Source organism: Dyadobacter sp. CY356, from assembly GCF_021440195.1.
In the GTDB taxonomy this organism is placed as follows: Bacteria; Bacteroidota; Bacteroidia; order Cytophagales; family Spirosomataceae; genus Dyadobacter.
In genome coordinates, this window is record NZ_JAJTSZ010000012.1 from 93,897 (window position 1) to 112,952 (window position 19,056).

Annotated in this window: 17 protein-coding genes; 10 read left to right on the top strand and 7 right to left on the bottom strand. The window is 40.4% G+C overall.

The features are described 5' to 3' along the window. Nucleotides 1-182: 182 nt before the first annotated feature. Nucleotides 183-539 (bottom strand): YraN family protein, encoded by a 357-nt coding sequence (locus LXL81_RS27510; RefSeq protein ID WP_234651005.1) that lies wholly within the window; start codon nucleotides 537-539, stop codon nucleotides 183-185. A 190-nt stretch (nucleotides 540-729) separates the two neighbouring features. Between LXL81_RS27510 and lipB the strand changes: the two genes are divergently transcribed. The 4 genes from lipB to rnr are packed head-to-tail and all read left to right on the top strand — an operon-like array spanning nucleotide 730 to nucleotide 5,114. Beyond that, the gene (lipB, locus tag LXL81_RS27515) at nucleotides 730-1,482 is read left to right on the top strand and encodes a lipoyl(octanoyl) transferase LipB (RefSeq protein ID WP_234651007.1); all 753 of its coding nucleotides are present in this window, start codon (nucleotides 730-732) and stop codon (nucleotides 1,480-1,482) included. A gap of 15 nt (nucleotides 1,483-1,497) precedes the next feature. Then, complete coding sequence (locus tag LXL81_RS27520; protein ID WP_090340679.1) at nucleotides 1,498-1,911, top strand: hypothetical protein; 414 nt, start codon at nucleotides 1,498-1,500, stop codon at nucleotides 1,909-1,911. Between the two features lie 20 nt (nucleotides 1,912-1,931). Next, complete coding sequence (locus tag LXL81_RS27525) at nucleotides 1,932-2,666, top strand: 3'-5' exonuclease (protein WP_234651009.1); 735 nt, start codon at nucleotides 1,932-1,934, stop codon at nucleotides 2,664-2,666. 60 nt (nucleotides 2,667-2,726) lie between these two features. Next, on the top strand, nucleotides 2,727-5,114 hold the full coding sequence (rnr, locus tag LXL81_RS27530) for a ribonuclease R (RefSeq protein WP_234651011.1): 2,388 nt from the start codon (nucleotides 2,727-2,729) through the stop codon (nucleotides 5,112-5,114). Here the strand turns inward: rnr and LXL81_RS27535 are convergent, their stop codons facing one another. Then, nucleotides 5,115-5,339 (bottom strand): hypothetical protein, encoded by a 225-nt coding sequence (locus tag LXL81_RS27535; protein ID WP_234651013.1) that lies wholly within the window; start codon nucleotides 5,337-5,339, stop codon nucleotides 5,115-5,117. It lies immediately after the preceding gene. A 254-nt stretch (nucleotides 5,340-5,593) separates the two neighbouring features. Between LXL81_RS27535 and LXL81_RS27540 the strand changes: the two genes are divergently transcribed. The 5 genes from LXL81_RS27540 to LXL81_RS27560 all read left to right on the top strand — a co-directional run bounded on the left by LXL81_RS27540 (nucleotide 5,594) and on the right by LXL81_RS27560 (nucleotide 11,936). After that, the gene (locus LXL81_RS27540; protein ID WP_234651016.1) at nucleotides 5,594-6,487 is read left to right on the top strand and encodes a DUF1080 domain-containing protein; all 894 of its coding nucleotides are present in this window, start codon (nucleotides 5,594-5,596) and stop codon (nucleotides 6,485-6,487) included. A gap of 64 nt (nucleotides 6,488-6,551) precedes the next feature. After that, nucleotides 6,552-8,204, top strand: coding sequence for a gliding motility-associated ABC transporter substrate-binding protein GldG (gene gldG / locus LXL81_RS27545; protein WP_234651017.1), 1,653 nt, complete (start codon nucleotides 6,552-6,554; stop codon nucleotides 8,202-8,204). Between the two features lie 111 nt (nucleotides 8,205-8,315). Continuing rightward, nucleotides 8,316-9,440 (top strand): DNA polymerase III subunit beta, encoded by a 1,125-nt coding sequence (gene dnaN / locus LXL81_RS27550; RefSeq protein ID WP_090340695.1) that lies wholly within the window; start codon nucleotides 8,316-8,318, stop codon nucleotides 9,438-9,440. A 274-nt stretch (nucleotides 9,441-9,714) separates the two neighbouring features. Next, nucleotides 9,715-10,089 (top strand): BlaI/MecI/CopY family transcriptional regulator, encoded by a 375-nt coding sequence (locus LXL81_RS27555; RefSeq protein WP_234651019.1) that lies wholly within the window; start codon nucleotides 9,715-9,717, stop codon nucleotides 10,087-10,089. A gap of 2 nt (nucleotides 10,090-10,091) precedes the next feature. Further along, nucleotides 10,092-11,936: a M56 family metallopeptidase gene (locus tag LXL81_RS27560; protein ID WP_234651021.1), complete on the top strand. Its 1,845-nt coding sequence runs from the start codon at nucleotides 10,092-10,094 to the stop codon at nucleotides 11,934-11,936. A gap of 100 nt (nucleotides 11,937-12,036) precedes the next feature. On the opposite strand, the gene LXL81_RS27565 is transcribed toward LXL81_RS27560, so the two are convergent. The 5 genes from LXL81_RS27565 to LXL81_RS27585 all read right to left on the bottom strand — a co-directional run bounded on the left by LXL81_RS27565 (nucleotide 12,037) and on the right by LXL81_RS27585 (nucleotide 18,183). Continuing rightward, nucleotides 12,037-13,104: a ferredoxin--NADP reductase gene (locus LXL81_RS27565; protein WP_234651023.1), complete on the bottom strand. Its 1,068-nt coding sequence runs from the start codon at nucleotides 13,102-13,104 to the stop codon at nucleotides 12,037-12,039. Nucleotides 13,105-13,273: 169 nt separating this feature from the next. Beyond that, nucleotides 13,274-14,491 (bottom strand): pyridoxal phosphate-dependent aminotransferase, encoded by a 1,218-nt coding sequence (locus LXL81_RS27570; protein ID WP_234651026.1) that lies wholly within the window; start codon nucleotides 14,489-14,491, stop codon nucleotides 13,274-13,276. 210 nt (nucleotides 14,492-14,701) lie between these two features. Continuing rightward, complete coding sequence (locus tag LXL81_RS27575; protein WP_234651028.1) at nucleotides 14,702-15,487, bottom strand: ATP/GTP-binding protein; 786 nt, start codon at nucleotides 15,485-15,487, stop codon at nucleotides 14,702-14,704. A gap of 48 nt (nucleotides 15,488-15,535) precedes the next feature. Further along, nucleotides 15,536-16,792, bottom strand: coding sequence for a hypothetical protein (locus tag LXL81_RS27580; protein WP_234651030.1), 1,257 nt, complete (start codon nucleotides 16,790-16,792; stop codon nucleotides 15,536-15,538). Between the two features lie 179 nt (nucleotides 16,793-16,971). After that, nucleotides 16,972-18,183 carry an NADP-dependent isocitrate dehydrogenase gene (locus tag LXL81_RS27585; RefSeq protein WP_234651032.1) on the bottom strand — a complete coding sequence of 404 codons (1,212 nt, stop codon included), beginning with the start codon at nucleotides 18,181-18,183 and terminating at the stop codon, nucleotides 16,972-16,974. Between the two features lie 273 nt (nucleotides 18,184-18,456). Between LXL81_RS27585 and LXL81_RS27590 the strand changes: the two genes are divergently transcribed. Next, nucleotides 18,457-19,032: a 5-formyltetrahydrofolate cyclo-ligase gene (locus tag LXL81_RS27590; protein WP_234651034.1), complete on the top strand. Its 576-nt coding sequence runs from the start codon at nucleotides 18,457-18,459 to the stop codon at nucleotides 19,030-19,032. Nucleotides 19,033-19,056 lie beyond the last annotated feature (24 nt).

Consider the following 19,056-nt stretch of genomic DNA (forward strand, 5'->3'; position numbering starts at 1 on the left):
CATTCAGAATTATTTCGCTCCATAGGAGCATCCTGTTTATAGCTGGCATTTACCCTGGCGGATTCCCGACTCCGTAGGAGTCTCCTGGAAATTCCATAAACTCCTAACAATAATTGGGTTTCATATTTTTAACATAGAATCCAGACTATCCTAATGCTCCAAAACAACAAAAACATACTAACTCACGAAAATGCATCTTCAATATGTTTGATATTGATCCCGCCACTGGAAAGAATTAAAATGGACACAATATCAAACCGGATATCAAAATGCCAGTCTTTCGTGTAAATGTAATTTTCTGCCGCTTTCATGATTAGTTTTGCTTTGGTATAATTGACAAATTCTTCCGGCATACCGAAACCTGTGCCGCTTCGGGTTTTCACTTCAACAAAAATCAACGTTTTGTTTTTCCTGACGATCAGGTCAATTTCCGCATGTTTGTGGCGGTAATTTTTTTCAATAATTTCATAACCTTTTCCTTCCAAAAAGGTCGTTGCCTGAGTTTCACCCCAGCTTCCGGTAGTGTTGTGTATAGCCATTCGAACATTTTTAGTACAAAATAGTGTTATTGTATAGTAAGTAAAAGAAATTCCAAATCGATTATGTGTTTTAATCGATCTTCGATTAGACAAGCATTATAAGACATTGATTTCCACAGCCGGAAAGGCGTAATTTGTTTCAAACCATTTGATTTGATATTTTCCGTGATCAAATTGATTTCCTTCAGACATGAATACCCTCATTAATAAACAAGCAGAGTTCCAGAATTTAGGTCTGATCGATTATCAGGAGGCCTGGGATTACCAGGAGAAACTTTTTGCAGAAACGCTTTCGATAAAAACACAAAACCGTTCACTTCCCGCTGACGAACAATTAATTACACCAAACCGTGTAATTTTCTGTGAACATCCGCATGTTTATACTTTGGGGAAAAGTGGCAAACTGGATCATTTGTTATTGAATGAAGAAGATCTGAGCCAAAAACAGGCGAAATTTTACAAAATCAATCGTGGCGGAGACATTACTTATCATGGTCCGGGTCAGCTGGTTGGATACCCGATTCTTGATCTTGACAATTTTTTCACAGATATTCATAAATATATGCGGACGCTGGAAGAAGCGATCATTCTTACCCTGGCCGATTATGATATCAATGCGGGAAGGATCAGCGGATTAACAGGGGTATGGCTGGATTTTGTTGAACAAAAAAATCCTAGAAAAATTTGTGCAATGGGTGTAAAAGCGAGCCGTTGGGTTACGATGCACGGTTTTGCCTTAAATGTAAACACGGATCTGGCCTTCTTTGGAAACATCGTTCCTTGCGGGATCGAAGACAAAGCCGTTACGTCGATTTCTCAGGAACTTGGTCACGAAGTCGACTTTGATGAAGTTTCGTCACGTCTGAAAAATCATTTAGGTAGTCTTTTTGAAATGAACTGGACAAATCCATATTATTCAAAAACAGATATTTTAGAAAATTAAGCATTTAGAAAAAGAATGAAGAAGGATATTATATTTCATCCGGTGGAAGGTGTGAAAGTTGCTATTGTTCGTAAAATAAACGAATTAAATGAGGCCGAGTGGAATGTCATTGTGCTCAATAAAAATAATCAGCCGATCACCGGCGTTTTTGTGACTTCCAAAGGATATGGAAATACTGAGTCTGGTGAAAATGCAGGGATAAAAACTTCAACCTTACGTCACTTTTTTCCGGAAATCAAGGCGCAGGATCATGTGGTTGTAGAACCGATCATGCCGGAAGTTTTTCACCTGAATAACGAGTTCTGGATCAGCTATTTCCTTGGAAATCAGATTTATGATAAAAAGTTTATATTCGTGCCGGACAGTATCGTGGAGGACAATATCATTGAAATCGAGCCGCTGGGACTGGAGGGCGTCCTGCACGACTAGCGGATAATCAATAACACACTATGACAGATGAATTTCGCCGCAAGGCAAAAAATTTCCTTCTTCTCGACATTGAAACCGTAGCAGGATATGCTTCGTATGACCAGCTTCCCGAGCGGCTGCAAAAGCTTTGGGACAAGAAAGCGACCACGTTGAGAAAAGGTGATGAGAGCGTGTCCAATGAAGAATATTTTTATGACCGGAGTGCCATATATGCAGAATTCGGCAAGATCGTATGCATCGCTTTCGGTGCCTTTTATTGGGATGAAAATAATGAAATTGCCTTTAAAGTCCGCAGCTTCTCCGGCGACGACGAGGTTAAACTTTTGCTTGAATTTAAAGCATTAATAGAGAAATACCCGGCAGAGCAACTGATTCTTTGCGCTCATAACGGCAGAGAATTTGACTTCCCGTTTCTTTGTCGACGTATGCTGATCCTTGGCATTGAAATTCCAAAAGCATTGCAGATTGCGGGTAAAAAACCCTGGGAAATTCTGCATCAGGATACTATGGAACTATGGAAATTCGGTGATTATAAGAGTTACACCTCACTCGATTTGCTGGCTGCGGTTTTTGATATTCCTGGCAGCAAAAATGAAATGAGCGGCGATCAGGTCACGCGCGTTTATTACGAGGAAAACAATCTCGAAAAAATTTGCCGATATTGCAGAGAAGACGTGGTTGTGCTGGCACAATTATATCTAAGGATGCATTCCTTTCAGCCGGTAAGCACTGAAAATATTACAAGAGTGGAATAAATCGATGTTTAATAAGATGATTATTCCACCTTCCTTAAACAACAATTACTCATAAACTTCATGAGAGAGAAAAAACCAAATAAAGAATTTAAAGAAAACAAAATAGTCAAAGCACCGCATGGCATTGTTTCCTATATCGATAGTTTGAAAGCAGATATTGCCGCTTTTTTCGATTTAAATAGTGAACATTCCTTTCGTCCTTTTGATGTACACGCGCATTTTGGCGTCGAAGACCGGAAGGTCCGTGCGCTTTTTAACGAGATTTTACACGAACTTCAGGAATCCGGCCAGATCCGTTCTAATGTGGACGGGACGTTTACAGCCGCTCCTAACAAACCACAGGCCGATCCTGGCCTTATCGGCCGCGTCGATCGCGTAAACAAAGGTTTTGCTTTTGTGATCATTGAAGGTCGGCCGGATGATATATATGTGGAAACTGAATTGCTGAATGGCGCCTGGGATGGTGATATCGTGAAGGTTCAGATCCTTTCCAAATCAGGAAGAAGACAACAAACGAGCCGCGGAGATTCAGGAAAAACCAGAGTGGAAGGCCGTGTTGTTGAAATCGTTGAAAGATCACAAAAAGAAATCGTCGGGATTATTGAAGTATGGCCGAAATATGCTGTGGTTCAGCCTGATCATAAAAAATTATTTGACCCGATTTTCGTGGAACCGGAGCAGCTTCATGGTGCTTCGAATGGCGATAAGGTAATTATCAAAATGATTACCTGGCCAACAAGAACCCGGCAGCCGGAAGGTGAAGTTGTACATGTTTTAGGACAGGCAGGAGAAAACGATGTAGAAATGCACGCGATCCTGGCTGAATTTGGCCTGCCATATGAATTCCCGGAATCTGTTGAAAAAGAGGCTCAGAAAATTCCGGATACCATTTCAAAAGAGGAAATTTTAAAACGCCGCGATATGCGCGCGACTTTAACTTTTACGATTGATCCGGTTGATGCAAAAGATTTTGATGATGCGCTTTCGGTGCGTTATCTGGACGAGGGAAATGTGGAAGTTGGCGTTCATATCGCTGATGTATCGCATTATGTGCGCCCGGGAACGGAGCTGGAAAAAGAAGCATTCCGTCGCGCTACTTCGGTATATCTGGTAGATCGTACCGTGCCGATGCTTCCTGAAAAGTTGTCGAATAATCTGTGTTCACTTCGCCCAAATGAAGACCGTTTGGCATTTTCAGCTATTTTTGAATTAAATCCGAAAGGGAAAATTTTAAAAGAATGGTTTGGAAGAACAGTTATCCATTCCGAACGACGCTATTCTTATGAAGAAGCGCAGCAGGTTTTGGATACCAACGAAGGGGATTATCCAAATGAATTGACGTTGCTGAACAGTATCGCCAAAATTCTTCGGAAAGAACGTTTTAAAAACGGCGCGATCAATTTCGAAACTGCCGAAGTACGTTTTCGTCTGGATGAAAATGGGAAACCGCTTGGTGTTTATCAAAAAGAACGTCACGATTCGCATAAGCTGATTGAAGAGTTTATGCTTCTGGCGAATAAACGGGTTGCTGAATTTGTCTATTCTCTTTCCAAAGGGCCGGATAAAAATACGATGATCTATCGTATACACGAAGCACCCGATGCAGATCGTTTGAAAACATTTGCTGCATTTGTTGCCAAACTTGGGCATGAACTGGAAGTGGACGATGAGAAAATGATCGCGAAGTCCATGAACAGTATGTTGCAGGACGTGGCAGGAAAACCGGAACAAAACCTAATCGAATCTTTGGCCGTGAGAACGATGGCGAAAGCGCGATATAGCGTTGAAGATCTCGGTCACTTTGGGCTTGCATTCAAAAGATATACACACTTTACTTCACCAATCCGCCGGTATCCTGATGTGATGGCGCATCGCCTATTACAGCATTACTTAAACGGGGGCGAAAATGTAAATGACGATCCGTATGAAGAAGCCTGCAAACATTCGTCTGAACGTGAGAGACTTGCCTCTGATGCGGAACGTGCTTCAATAAAATACAAGCAGGTAGAATTCATGAGCACGATGGACAAAGATCGTGTTTTTGATGGTATCATTACCGGCGTAACCGAGTTCGGGATTTTTGTTGAAATAACAGAAACGGCTTCTGAAGGTTTGGTAAGAATGACGGATTTAGGTGATGATTATTACGACTATGACAAGGAAAATTACCGCCTGATCGGACAGTCGACAAAAAAGATTTACACCTTCGGAGACGCTGTCAAAGTGCAGGTAAAAGATACAAATCTTGCGCGCAGAAGTATGGATCTGTATCTGGCCGGTCACACAACATCATCCAGCCGTTCCCGAAATGGTGGTGGATTTGACGAAAAAAGCGGGCGAAGTTCCCGTGGATCTTCTTCAAGAGATTCCGGGAAACCATCTTCTTCGAGAAGAAGCAAGCCCTCAACGGCTGCGCCAAAAGATAAACAGCGGAGAAAAAGGAGATAGTCAGGCGGGCGTTTTTTCTTTCACCGTTTGGTGCAGGGCTTTTACCCTTTCTGATAAATTTAATACTCCATCCAATAAAAGTTGGTTAAGAATTTCAGGTGAAAAACCACTTGTATTTTTAGCCAACTCTTTCCAAAACTCCGCCTTTTCTTCTTCGGTTTCTAAAGTAGAAAAACGATTGAAAGCTTCCTGTAATAATTCCGGCACTTGTGGTTCTTGCTTCATAATCACTATTGTATTTTGACAAGCGCCCGGTAAGGGCATCCTGTTTATAGCCCGAAGTATCTCGGCATCAATATAACTCCTTTTGGAGTTTCCTTGAAATATACTAAGGCTCCGATGGAGCCAGGGAATTACCGATTAACGAGCTCTCTATAAACAGGAGGCTCTATTGAGCCGGTCAAGATCAATCTTAATTGCTGACAATTTCCAGTAGGAAAGTTAGTTCATTACCTTTTCGAAACAAACAATATTCGATTATGCCCAAATTCTGCAAATTTCTATCTCTTTTCCTCATACTTTCCTACACCACCTTTGCCCAAAATAACCCTGACAAAGAAGAGTGGCAATCCTTATTTAATGGAAAGGATCTGAAAAACTGGGATATTAAAATAGCAGGGCATAAGGTTAACGACAATTATAAAAACACCTTCATCGTCGAGGACGGTATGATCCGGGTGAATTATAAAGAATACAAAACTTTCAGCACAGAATATGGGCACATCTATTACAACAAACCATATTCTCATTACCGACTGCGTTTAAAGTATCGTTTTACAGGAAATCAGGTTCCGGGCGGGGCTTCCTGGAATGTTCGCAACAGCGGAATTATGCTTCATTCACAATCTGCTGCCAGTTTAGGGCTTGATCAGGATTTTCCGGTTTCTTTGGAAATGCAATATTTAGGAGGATTAAATGCCGGCGAACGTACGACAGGAAATCTTTGTACGCCGGGCACCATCGTTGAGGTTAATGGGAAAATTGACCAGGCACATTGTATTAATTCCACTTCAAAAACTTATGATGGTGATCAATGGGTTTCTGCCGAGGCTATTGTTCTGGGCGATTCTATTGTTCATCATATCATCAACGGTGATGTTGTTTTCACATTTACCAAACCTAAAATCGGCGGTGGATATGTAGGTAAAGATCACGATTTCAAAGCCGGACATTTCAGCAATGCCGAAGAATGGATCAAAAAAGATGGGACGCCATTAACGAGCGGTTATATTGCCTTACAGGCTGAAAGTCACCCGATTGATTTTAAAGATATCGAAATCCTGAATCTGCAAGGCTGTATGGATCCCAAAGCTTCCAACTACAAATCATACTACCAATCGGCTGATAATAAAAGCTGTAAATACAAGAAATAGTCGCCTGCCGTAATAACTCCGTTTAGTTTTTATATTTTTGCTGAAAATCGGGCGTTACTGCTTCATGAAAAAAACAATTTTCAGATTCTTATTTTTATTGATCATCCTGGCCGGACTCAACTGGCTGGCTTCTCTGTTCTTTTTCCGCTGGGATTTGACAGAAGATAAGCGATATACCATTTCTGACGCAACCAAGCAGTTATTAAGCAATCTGGACAAAGACGTAATCGTGAACGTCTACCTTTCCGGTGATTTTCCTCCTGGTTTTGAACGTCTGGAAAGTGCTACCCGCGAAACACTTGAAGAATTTAAAACTTATTCCAACGGACATTTATCATTTCAATTCTCGGATCCTTCTGACGCAGCGACCGAAGACGAACGGAAAAAACAATATCAAAATCTGGTTGATCGCGGATTAACGCCGACAAATCTTTTTGCCAACGAAGATGGAAAACGTACGGAAAAACTGATTTTTCCTGGAGCCATCGTTCAGGCTGACACGCTTGCGATTCCAGTTCAGCTTTTGAAAGGAAATAAAAGCAGCTCTCCGGAAGAGCAGCTAAATCAATCTTACGAAAACGTAGAATTCCAATTGGCTTCCGCGATTCGCGTGCTTGATAATCCTGCGAAAAAGAAAGTTGGTCTACTTGTAAATCATACCCAAAAACTCCCCCCGGCGAGGCTCAGCGATCTGATCGCCACCATGCAGCAAAGTTATGATGTATTTATGGTCGTAAACGATCCGGAAACTTACGAAGGACTGGATGCTTTGATGGTTTTAAAACCGGATGTTCCGTTTTCTGAGGAAGAAAAATATAAACTGGATCAATACGTGATCGGAGGAGGAAAGGCACTTTTTTTCGTTGACGGAGCGAAAGTGGATAGTGTAAGTCTGGAAGGAAATTATGTGCAACCACTTGATTTAAATTTGAACGATCTCTTTTTCAAATGGGGAGTACGGATCAATAATAATCTTGTAAAGGACTTAAACAGTGCAACAATTCCAATGAATGTTGGAAATATGGGCGATAAACCCGAGATCAAAGCGGTTCCATGGCGGTTTTTTCCTCTACTGAATAATTTTGGCCCAAGTCCGATTACCAGAAATACGGATGCCGTTTATTCCCGGTTTTTAAGTTCTCTGGATACGGTAGGAGGCGCACCAGGAATTCATAAAACTCCGCTTTTGATGACTTCGCCGTATACAAATCTTGTTAATACGCCTGCTTTGGTTGGCTATAACGAAGCACGTCAGCAACCTGATCCTTCTGAATATAAAGGTGGAGTAAAACTCGCAGCAGTGCTTTTGGAAGGTTCTTTCAATTCACTTTTTGAAAACAGGATCTTGCCAAACGATCCGCGTTCCAAAACTTTCAAGTCAACAGGGAAGGGGAAAATTATTATTTGTGCGGACGGCGATGTTGTTGTGAATGACTTTGATTACCGCAGAAATACGCCGCTTCCACTAGGTTACGACCGCGCTTCAACCAATATTTTTGGCAATAAAGATTTCGTTATGCACGCGCTGGATTATATGACAGACGAAAACGGGATCATCAATTCACGGAGTAAACAGATCAGTATCCGGGCTCTGGACAAGATTGCTGTGCATAAAGACAAGAAATTCTGGCAGGTACTGAACCTGCTTTTGCCATTGCTTTTGCTTGGTATTTTTGGAGCAATCCGCTACTATATCCGCAAGCGTAAATTTGCCTGATAATAAGTCGGCAGAGTACGTTTTTTTTCTTACTTTTGTTCCCTACCAGACAGATTTCCGGACCTGCCTGGATTTTTTATATTTTTTAATTAACTACTTCCGTCACGAATTATGAAGTTTGTCGTTTCGTCATCGGTACTGCTCAAGCAACTGTCTGCAATTAATGGTGTCGTTTCAACGAACCCTATCGTACCTATATTAGAAAATTTTCTACTTTCCCTTGAAGGTAATCGCCTGACTGTTACTGCATCTGATTTGCAGACAGTTATGATTACTGAAATTGAAGTGGAATCCACAGAAAAAGGCGCTATCGCTGTTCCTGCAAAACTTTTGCTGGATACATTGCGCGGTCTTCCTGAGCAACCTATAACGCTTCAGGTAAATAGCGAGACTTTCGGAACAGAAATTATTTCGGATAATGGACGATATAAATTGTCTGGAGAAAACCCGATCGATTTCCCAAAAACGCCTTCTGTAAACCGCGGACAATCGGTTGATCTGTCTTCTTCCGCCTTGGGAGCTGCAATCGCCAACACATTGTTTGCAACCAGCACAGACGATCTTCGTCCTGCTATGACAGGGGTTTTTGTTCAGATGGGTGTTGAAAATGCAACATTTGTAGCCACTGATGGCCACCGTTTGGTGCGCTATCGCCGTTCTGATATCAAATCGGATGTTGATACTTCGATGATCATTCAGCGTAAGGCTTTGAATTTGCTTAAATCTTGTCTGCCTTCTGACGATGTTCCTGTAAAAGCTGAATTTACTGCCTCAAACGCATTTTTCAGTTTTGGAAACATCCGTATGATCTGTCGTTTGATCGATGAGCGTTTCCCGGATTATGAAAACGCGATTCCAACAAACAATCCAAATACATTGACAATTGGCCGGATGGAAATTCTGAGCTCGTTACGTCGTATCTCCATTTATTCAAACCGTACTACACACCAGGTTCGTTTAAAAATGTCTTTGAATGATCTTGTAATTTCTGCGGAAGATCTTGATTATTCAAACGAAGCGAACGAACGTTTGATGTGCGAGTACAACGGCGATGCTATGGAAATTGGTTTCAACGCTAAGTTCCTGATTGAAGTTCTTGGAAACTTATCCAGCAAAACCATCACATTTGAACTTTCTGCGCCTAACCGTGCCGGTTTAATTATTCCGGTAGATCAGGAAGAAAATGAAGATATTCTTATGCTGGTAATGCCGGTCATGTTGAATACTTACGTCTAGAAGTTACATCAATCGAAATTGAGGTATTCAATTATCTTAATTTTTGTTAAAATATCAAAAAATGCCAGTAGGAAATTCCTGCTGGCATTTTTTATTTATCTGTAAGTCAGAAACTTAAACTTCATAAATTAAATTTTTATACCAAAGTACGAAAATAGTCGTAATAGACATTTGCAAATACGAATCTTTTCGTACAACTTTGCTACGAACTAAATCGTACATAGTCAATTCAGGCGATTGAATTGAAAATCAAGTTACTAAAATTTTATTAGCCATGATCATAAAACCAACAGAATCCGAACTGGAAATTTTGAACTACTTATGGAAAGAAGGCCCTTCTACTGTAAGACAAGTTCATGATTTCCTTTCCGCATCCAAGGACACAGGTTACACAACAACACTTAAACTGATGCAGATTATGCATGACAAAGGCGTTTTGTATAGAACCGAAAACGGTCGCTCTCACATTTACGTAGCCTTATTAGACGAAGAAGAAACGCAGCAGGATTTGCTAGGCCGATTTGTTGAATCAACTTTCCGTGGCTCAGCTGCCCGTTTGGTGATGCAGGCTTTGGGAAATCATTCAACTTCAAAGGAAGAATTAGACGAAATTCGTGAATTGTTAAACAACCTCGAAAACAATAAATAGCCATGAAATCATTTTTTAATTTATTCTCTGACGCGCTTGTTTCTTCCTTTGGATGGATGCTGGTTCATTCTTTATGGCAGGGTGCCTTACTGGTTTTGATTGCCAGTATTGGTCTTTATTTGTTAAGAAAAAGCCCGGCTGCAATACGCTACAATGTAGGAATTCTGGCTCTTTCAGCTCAGGTTATCTCTTCAATTGTTACATTTTTTTATTATTACCTCAATACAACGCCCAAAGTTTTGAGCAGTGCATTTAAGAATACCGCACATAATGTAGCTGACTGGAAAACATTAACTTACGAACTTTCATTGACTTCAAAAGTTCAGCTTTGGCTCACTACACATATCCAGGAACTTGTTATTTGCTGGCTTATTGGCGCGGCTGTTTTGGTCGTAAGATTTCTGGGCGGATGGATTTATACAGAATATCTCCGCCACAATTCACGGTTAGTCATGAATAAGGAATGGAGAGCCAGATTTGGGGTTTTAACAGCGAAACTAAAAGTTTATCAATCTATTGAACTGAAAGAATCTTCGAAAATCCTGACACCGATGGTGATCGGGACTTTGCAGCCGGTAGTATTAATTCCGATTGGATTATTGCTGGGTTTTCCAACAGCTCAGATCGAAGCCATTCTTGCGCATGAACTGGCGCATATCCGCCGCCATGATTATCTGGTTAATATGCTGCAATCTTTTGTAGAAGTGGTTTTCTTCTTTCACCCGGCACTTTGGTGGTTATCGGAGCGTGTCCGGATTGAACGAGAACATTGCTGCGATGACCTGGCCATTGAAGCATGCGGAGATCGCCTTTCATTGGCTCATGCACTGGTAGGAATTGCTGAATTTAAAACAAATCATTCATTAGCTATGGCTTTTGCTTCTAAAAAACCACTTTTATTACAACGTGTAAAACGCGTATTGGGGGTTGCTCCCAAGTCGGTCAGGATATTTGGTGGCTTACCGGTTACGATGTTATTTATTGCTGCATTGATCGGTGTTTCTGTTTATGCCGTTGGACAGGATACAATTAAAAAGAAAAAGGCAAAAGCAAAAACACATCAGGTTGCTTCAAGACAATCTAAATATGTTACTGTAAGAGATGAATACAGGACAGTCGTGGATGCTGAACAGGAGACTAATATTGAAATACCGGAGATCGATGAAAATATCAATGTAAACATTAATGAAGATTTTGATGGATCAGAATTTCTGTTGATGAACGATTCTCTTAAAAGTAAGATGAATGAATTCCATCAGAAAATGGCTGTTTTACAGAAACAAATGGAGCCGTTGCAAAGCCGAATGCATGAGCTGCAACTGGAAATGGAAAAACGTCAGTTTGATATGGAACATTTTGACAGAGACCAGGAGAAACTTGATTGGAAGAAAGATAATGCCAATGAAATTCGACAGGGTTTACTTGAAAAACGTTCTGCTCTGTTACATCCGGACAGTAAATCCAAAACAAAGTTAAATGAGGCCGATATGGAAAAACAATTGGCAGATTATGAACAGCAGATTAAGGCACAGGAGCAAATCATAACCAAATTAAATTCTGAGCTCGCCAATAACTTAAAAGAAGCAGAAAAAGCGGGAGAACCTTACCGGGAAATGCAGAAAGAAATGGATCAGTTGAGCGGCAAGATGGATGAGATTGGCAAAAGTATGGGACTGGCGTCTTTGGGAATTGAAAAATTATACCCTGCACCGCCAAGACCGGCAAGGGCACCAAAAGCACCAAAAATGAAGGTAAAGTCCGCTGCCATAGCAGCACCTGCTGCCCCGGCAGCTCCTGCAACTTCTCCAAAATCTCCGCCGGCTCCACCAGCACCGGCTAGAAAATAATATTACTGTAATTAAAATGGCTTACTGCAAACAAATGCCGTAAGCCGTTTTAATTACTTTTCAATTTGTATCTGACCAAACAGGAAATACAGTTATTAGATTATTCCACCTCAATAACCACATCATCACTCATCGGATGCGCCACACAAGTCAGGATGAAACCTTCATTTAATTCTGCTTCTGACAAGGCATCTTCCTCATCCAACTGCACTTTTCCGGATACGCAACGGCCCATGCAGGCTGTGCACATACCAGCCTGACAAGAATACGGAAGATCAATATCCATATTCATCGCAGCTTCCAGAATGGTCTCATGAGGTTTCACAGGCACTTTGTATTCCGTTCCTTCATAAAAGAGCGTAATCTCATGCGTTTTCGGTGAATCATCTGTTTCTTCCAAGGTTACTTCTCCGTGACTTGGTGTGGTGGCAGTTAAAAAACTCTCTTGTCTTATTTTATTTAAGGTTACACCGCGTATGGCCAAAGCACGGTTTGCCTCTTCCATCATATCTTCCGGTCCGCATAGAAAAAATTCGGCTTCATTAATCTTTAAATCCGGCAAACCTTCCATAATTTTCAAGATATGGCTTTTGTTCAAACGGCCACGCTCGCCTTCCCAGTTTTCTTCCGGTTGACTAAGGGTGTAAATCACTTTAAAACGCTCCTTATATTTTTCCCGAAGAATCCTGATTTTTTCCTTAAAAATGATACTTGATTCTGTACGGCTTCCGTAGATAAGTACAACTTCACTTTCCTGCTCCACCATCAGAATGGATTTGGCAATTGAGAACAGAGGCGTGATTCCGCTTCCCGCGCCAATAAAAACAACCTGACGGGTTTGGTCATCCTCCTGTTTTGGAAAAAATATTCCCATGGGCTCCATGGCTTCAAGCACGTCGTCCACTTTTATAGTATCCAATAAATAATTGGAAGCAAAACCACCAGGAACACGTTTAATAGTGATGGCCAGGGAAACATCAGTATAAGGAGAACTGGACATGGAGTAGGAACGGCGCACTTTCTTGTCTCCATCCGGCAAAAGCAAAGTAATAAATTGTCCGGGACGATAAGCTACTACTTCATTCAGAGGATGCCAAAAATGGATTGTAGCTGCATCTTCCGTTTCCTTTTCTATTTCTTTAACCTTTAAAAAATAATATTTGCTCATGGTGATTTGGCGGTCGGCTTTCGGCTATCAGCAGTCAGCTTTTTGATATTTCAGAGTTTATGGTGCTTTTTATCTCTAACAATAAATGAATAAAGGTAATTCGCTTATCAAAAGAAAAAGCCTCATGGAGTTGAAAATCCATGAGGCCCCGGAATAAATTTATTCTATGTTATTTCAAAGTTGCAACCGCGTCTTTGATTCTTTGCACTGCTTCTGCCAAGGATTCGTCAGAGGCTGCTGTTGAAATCCGGATGCAATTTGGCGCACCAAAACCTGAACCAGCAACGGTTGAAACGTAAGAATTATTCAGCAACCAATTACAGAAATCATCCGAATCTTTGATAAGATTTGTGCCGTCCGATTTACCGAAGTAATAACTTACATCAGGAAATGCGTAAAATGCTCCGTCCGGTACATTTACTTTAAAACCAGGAATTTCTTTCAGCAAACCAACAACAAGGTCACGACGACGGGCATATGCTTTTGTCATCTCTCTTGTCGTATCCAAAGGCCCGTTGAATGCAGCGGTAGCCGCTTTCTGAGCTATTGAATTTGTTCCTGATGTAACTTGCCCCTGCAATTTCTCAACACCATCAGCGATCCATTTTGCAGCACCGATAAATCCGATTCTCCATCCCGTCATAGCGAATCCTTTTGCTACTCCGTTCACGGTAATCACGCGATCTTTCAAAGCAGGAATTGATCCCATGCTGAAATGTCCTTCTTCTGTGAAGTTGATATATTCGTAGATCTCGTCAGCCAAAACATAAATTCCTTCATGTTTTTCCAAAACAGCACCAATTTCTCTCAACTCGGCTTCTGAATAAACAGCACCTGTTGGGTTATTTGGAGAAGCATACATCACAACCTTCGTACGAGGCGTAATAGCAGCTTCCATTTGTGCAGCCGTAACTTTGAAACCGTTTTCAAAAGCACCTTCCACAATCACAGATTTTCCTTCTGCAAGTTTTACCATTTCGGAATAACTAACCCAGTAAGGAGCGAAGATCAATACTTCGTCGCCCGGATTAACCAAAACCTGGATCACGTTGGCCAGAGAATGTTTAGCTCCCGTAGAAACTACAATATTTTCAGGTTTCCAATCTATATTATTGTCGCGCTTTAGCTTATCAGCAATCGCCTTTCGTAAGTCAGGGTAACCTGCTACCGGCGAGTATCCATGAAATCCATCGTCAATTGCCTTCTTGGCAGCCTCGCAGATGAATGCGGGCGTTTTGAAGTCTGGCTCTCCCACGCTCAGACTGATCACTTTGTGGCCTTGGGCAGCCAATTCACGGGCCATTTTCGTCATTGCCAACGTTGAAGATTCTTCGAGGGCATTGATACGGTCGGCCAGCACCTGGGTTTGCTCTGCTACTGCGGACATTGCAACAAAAATTAAGTTAAATGAAAATATTTCATTTGAGATTCAGACCTGTCGCAGGTCAATATCAACAAATTGCCCGCAAAGTTAGGGCTTTTTTGGAAGAGTTGAAGAAATAGGAGGTCTTAAAGAAAAAAAAGAATTTATGCCTGACTATTTCAAGTATCATAAACCAGATATTCGGAGATAAAATATTCGTCGTGAATTGGTTGGCTATCTTCTTACTTCAATAGAATTTTGTGTAATTACTTTTAATTCATCAGGGTTAAAAATTAACGGTTCAATGGCATTATCGATGTTTTCAAGTTTGATAAGAATACCATTTAAAGGCTTTTCTTCGATTTGGTTAACGATTTCTCCAAATGACCGGATTGTGTCAATACTTTGTGTCGCTGCAAAAACCTGAACGTTTAAACGTTCAGAAATTTCAAAAATCATATCCCACATCGCTTCCTGCACTGAATAATGTATGCCATTTTCAATTTCATCGATCAATATGATTCCATTTTCGGAGGTACTTAAAGCGAGTAAAACAGTAAGGATACGGTGAATTCCATTTCCCATGCGCAAGAGCGCAACATTTTTACCATTTTTGAATGTAGCGATCGGGTTTTTTAAATTATCTGCTACAAAATCAATTTCCATGATCCGGTCATCCATAATTTTTAGACATTTCAAGGCCTTTTCACGAATAAGGTCAGAAAAGATATCAAAGGTATTTTGTCTTAAAAAACTCTGGATACTGGAATGTGAACCAATAAACTTCACATAAGAGGAAAAAAAGATTTCATCTTCAGACAGCAGACCAGGAGCCAGATCGTCGATGATAAGTTTATCCTCGGGAAGGAATTCATTTTGAGAAGAATAGAAATTTATTGATTCAAGGAAATTCGTTTTACCTGTATTATTCTTGCCAATAATCAGATTAACACGACTTAATGAATCGATATTGAGATTTTTAAGATTGCGGAAATTCTGTATTTCTATCGAAGTGATCATTTCTTTCAAGTTTCCTGATCACCAAATCTAATTAAGAACAAGTTATATTTAAAATACTTCTCCCAGATTTACAAACAAACCTCTCGAACCGTTTGCCCCAAAACCATAATCAATAGCAATATTTGTTCTGGAAGCTTTATTGATTTTAACACGGATACCCAAGCCAACACCAGGCGCAACTTTATCGAATTTTTTGGTAGGCCAGTTGGAAAAACTTTGCGCATTCCCAAATACAACACCACCAAGCAATCCGTTTTGAGTCAATGAAAATCTATATTCTGTTTCAAAATATAACATATTAGGACTGCGGAATCTACCCTGGATGTATCCCCGGCCGGTGTTATTTGAAGGATCCCAACTTGTGCTAGGCAAATCAAGATACGGTGGTTTTCCGGATAATGTCAACCAGTTAAAATCCCAGAAAGCCAGCGTATTACGGCTTCCTCTCGGAAAATTTACATATTTACGTAACTCTAAAACCAGAGATTGCCAGTTTGTATTACTGCCTAAAACAGTCAGATTGTTTCTGTAACGCGCATTGGCATAAAGTCCGGCGATCGGATTTATCGAATTTTTTCTGTTATCAAAAAGGATATTGGCAACCAGTCCGGAAGATACTGATTTGGGACGCAGTCCATATCTGGAGACATCTTCGTTGCTTCCTTCCTCTTTGATTTTCCACCGATAATCCAGCAAATAACCGATTCCCATATACAAAGAGCCGCCTACTTTTTTTAAAACCGTTTGGTGCATTCGAATATGAGAATAATCGATTCTGTCTGCATTGGCTATAAGGCTATGACCTCCAAGACCATAAGTATCCTGTGGATATTTGAAATATCGCCAGTCGAAAATAATATTATAGCCATTATCTTTCGTCCAGATGTTGGCTATAACCGGTATCGTGATCTGATTGTATTGAGTATAATTGAAACTTGTGCTGATACTTGAAATGTTGGTCGTAGCAGTATCGCTTAAATAAAATGCCGCATTTGCACTTAATAAACCAACCACGCCGGTTGATAAAGTATACCCAACAGCGGGAACCATGGAATAAAGAATCTTCCCCGATTTTTTCTCTTTCAGTTTAAAACTTTCCCTTTTACTCTTTTTTCGTAACTGTCCGAGCACGTCCATAATGTCCTTTTCTTCTACTTTTTTATCAGCAGGAGCCGAACTATCAGGATTAACCGTTGTTTCAATCCCTATTGAATTATCAACGGGTGCTACGACCTGTGCCTGAACTTCAACGTAGAAAGCCCCACAAAATAATATAATAATAAAACTGAAAAAGGCTTTAAACAAGTCGGGAATTCGGTTAAATGAGATCAAATTTAGTTCAAAATAAAAAATCCATGCCTGGAATAAAAAGATCTAAGTATTTTCTAACTGTAATTTAAGATGACAATTTCAATAAATATAAAATAAAAAAGCTGCCAGCTCTATAAAGAACCGGCAGCTTTCCATGATATTTCTAAAATAATTTAAGCCAATGCAGCTTGCAAATTATCGTTAATCGCTTCTAGGAATTCCTCTGTATAAAGATAATGCTCTCCGTGATTCACTTTGTTTCCGTGAATACAAACAGCCAAATCTTTTGTCATTTTACCGCTTTCAACCGTTTCGATACAAACTCTTTCCAAAGTCTGGCAGAAATCGATAAGCTCCTGGTTGCCGTCTTGTTTTCCACGGAATTCAAGTCCACGCGTCCATGCAAAAATTGAAGCAATTGGATTTGTAGAAGTTGGTCTTCCTTTTTGGTGCTCGCGGTAGTGACGTGTCACCGTTCCGTGTGCAGCCTCAGCTTCCAGTGTTTGTCCATCCGGAGTCAACAAAACAGAAGTCATCAAACCAAGAGAACCAAATCCTTGTGCAACTGTATCTGACTGAACGTCACCATCATAGTTTTTACAAGCCCAAACAAAGTTACCTTCCCATTTAAGTGCAGAAGCAACCATGTCATCAATCAGACGGTGCTCGTAGTGTACTTTTCCTGCAAATTCAGCATCGTAAACTTCCTGGAAAATATCTTTGAAACGACCATCGTATTTTTTCAAAATGGTGTTTTTTGTAGAAAGGTATAAAGGCCATCCTTTGCCCATTGCTACATTGAAACAAGAACGCGCAAATCCACGGATCGACTCGTCCACGTTATACATCGCCATGGCAACACCTGGTCCCTGGAACTGATACACTTCGTGCTCAATCACTTGCCCGTCTTCTCCTTCAAACTTAACGGTAAGTTTCCCTTTTCCTGGTACAACGAAATCTGTTGCTTTGTACTGATCACCAAAAGCGTGGCGACCAACGATGATAGGAGCAGTCCAGTTTGTTACCAGACGAGGCACGTTGCTCATTACGATAGGCTCACGGAAAACAGTTCCATCCAAAATGTTACGGATCGTTCCGTTTGGAGATTTCCACATTTGTTTCAGATTGAACTCCGTTACGCGGTCTTCATCAGGCGTAATGGTAGCGCATTTGATACCTACACCATATTCTTTAATCGCATTCGCAGCGTCGATCGTAACCTGATCGTTGGTTTCATCGCGATATTCAACACCTAGATCGTAGTATTTGATATCTACGTCAAGGTATGGTAAAATAAGTTTTTCTTTGATAAACTTCCAGATGATACGAGTCATCTCATCTCCGTCCAATTCTACTACGGGATTTGCAACTTTAATTTTGCTCATGATTATTATTTACTATTCGAAAGTTAAAGATATTGAAATGCGACGGTGAAAGTACAAATAATAGACTAAAAAGGCGAAACAGAACAGGAAGTTAGTTTGAATTTATCATTCATTCTTTCAAATTTTGCAATACCTCAGTGCAATTACTATCCTTTAAAAAGCAACTGTAAACCTGATCTACCCGGTTTCTTATAAAATGTAAATCATCGCCGGATAAATTTTTTAATATTGACGCCCAATATCATTTCACACCATTAATTTCTGCCCCGCTTTATGAAAAAATCCTTTCTGCGTTCCGAATTTTTAAAAAAGCGAAAGGAGCTTTCTGAAAACGAGATTGAAGAAAAAAACGAAGCTATTTTAAAAAATTGTGCGCTTTTTTTCAAAAGCAGTGTAGCCAAAAAAATACACATATTTCTACCCCAAACCGGTAAAAATGAAATTGATACCTGGCGTATTATTTCTTTTCTTCAAAGTTTTGATCAGATAAAAATTATTTCTCCGCGAATTATTTCGGGCACTAAGGAAATGGAACATTATCTGTTAACCCCTGAAACCATACTAATCAATAATCAATGGCAAATTCCGGAGCCAGATCCGGAAACTTCACTTAAAGTGTTGCCAAATGATATTGATGCTGTGTTTTTACCACTTTTAGCATTTGATAAAAAAGGGTTTCGGGTTGGTTATGGAGGAGGTTATTACGATCGTTTTTTAGTGCATTGCAGGCCAGATGTTGTTAAAATAGGATTATCATTTTTTGATCCGGTGGATGAAATTACTGAAATTGATGCTTTTGATGTGCCTATGGATTATTGTGTTACACCTTTGGAGATTGTGCAGTTTTAGTAAGTGTGTTTAATATTGAGGAGA

Coding starts and splice junctions, on each gene's coding strand:
- LXL81_RS27510 (WP_234651005.1), bottom strand. CDS start 539: ATGGCTATACACAACACTACCGGAAGCTGGGGTGAAACTCAGGCAACG.
- lipB (WP_234651007.1), top strand. CDS start 730: ATGAATACCCTCATTAATAAACAAGCAGAGTTCCAGAATTTAGGTCTG.
- LXL81_RS27520 (WP_090340679.1), top strand. CDS start 1,498: ATGAAGAAGGATATTATATTTCATCCGGTGGAAGGTGTGAAAGTTGCT.
- LXL81_RS27525 (WP_234651009.1), top strand. CDS start 1,932: ATGACAGATGAATTTCGCCGCAAGGCAAAAAATTTCCTTCTTCTCGAC.
- rnr (WP_234651011.1), top strand. CDS start 2,727: ATGAGAGAGAAAAAACCAAATAAAGAATTTAAAGAAAACAAAATAGTC.
- LXL81_RS27535 (WP_234651013.1), bottom strand. CDS start 5,339: ATGAAGCAAGAACCACAAGTGCCGGAATTATTACAGGAAGCTTTCAAT.
- LXL81_RS27540 (WP_234651016.1), top strand. CDS start 5,594: ATGCCCAAATTCTGCAAATTTCTATCTCTTTTCCTCATACTTTCCTAC.
- gldG (WP_234651017.1), top strand. CDS start 6,552: ATGAAAAAAACAATTTTCAGATTCTTATTTTTATTGATCATCCTGGCC.
- dnaN (WP_090340695.1), top strand. CDS start 8,316: ATGAAGTTTGTCGTTTCGTCATCGGTACTGCTCAAGCAACTGTCTGCA.
- LXL81_RS27555 (WP_234651019.1), top strand. CDS start 9,715: ATGATCATAAAACCAACAGAATCCGAACTGGAAATTTTGAACTACTTA.
- LXL81_RS27560 (WP_234651021.1), top strand. CDS start 10,092: ATGAAATCATTTTTTAATTTATTCTCTGACGCGCTTGTTTCTTCCTTT.
- LXL81_RS27565 (WP_234651023.1), bottom strand. CDS start 13,104: ATGAGCAAATATTATTTTTTAAAGGTTAAAGAAATAGAAAAGGAAACG.
- LXL81_RS27570 (WP_234651026.1), bottom strand. CDS start 14,491: ATGTCCGCAGTAGCAGAGCAAACCCAGGTGCTGGCCGACCGTATCAAT.
- LXL81_RS27575 (WP_234651028.1), bottom strand. CDS start 15,487: ATGATCACTTCGATAGAAATACAGAATTTCCGCAATCTTAAAAATCTC.
- LXL81_RS27585 (WP_234651032.1), bottom strand. CDS start 18,183: ATGAGCAAAATTAAAGTTGCAAATCCCGTAGTAGAATTGGACGGAGAT.
- LXL81_RS27590 (WP_234651034.1), top strand. CDS start 18,457: ATGAAAAAATCCTTTCTGCGTTCCGAATTTTTAAAAAAGCGAAAGGAG.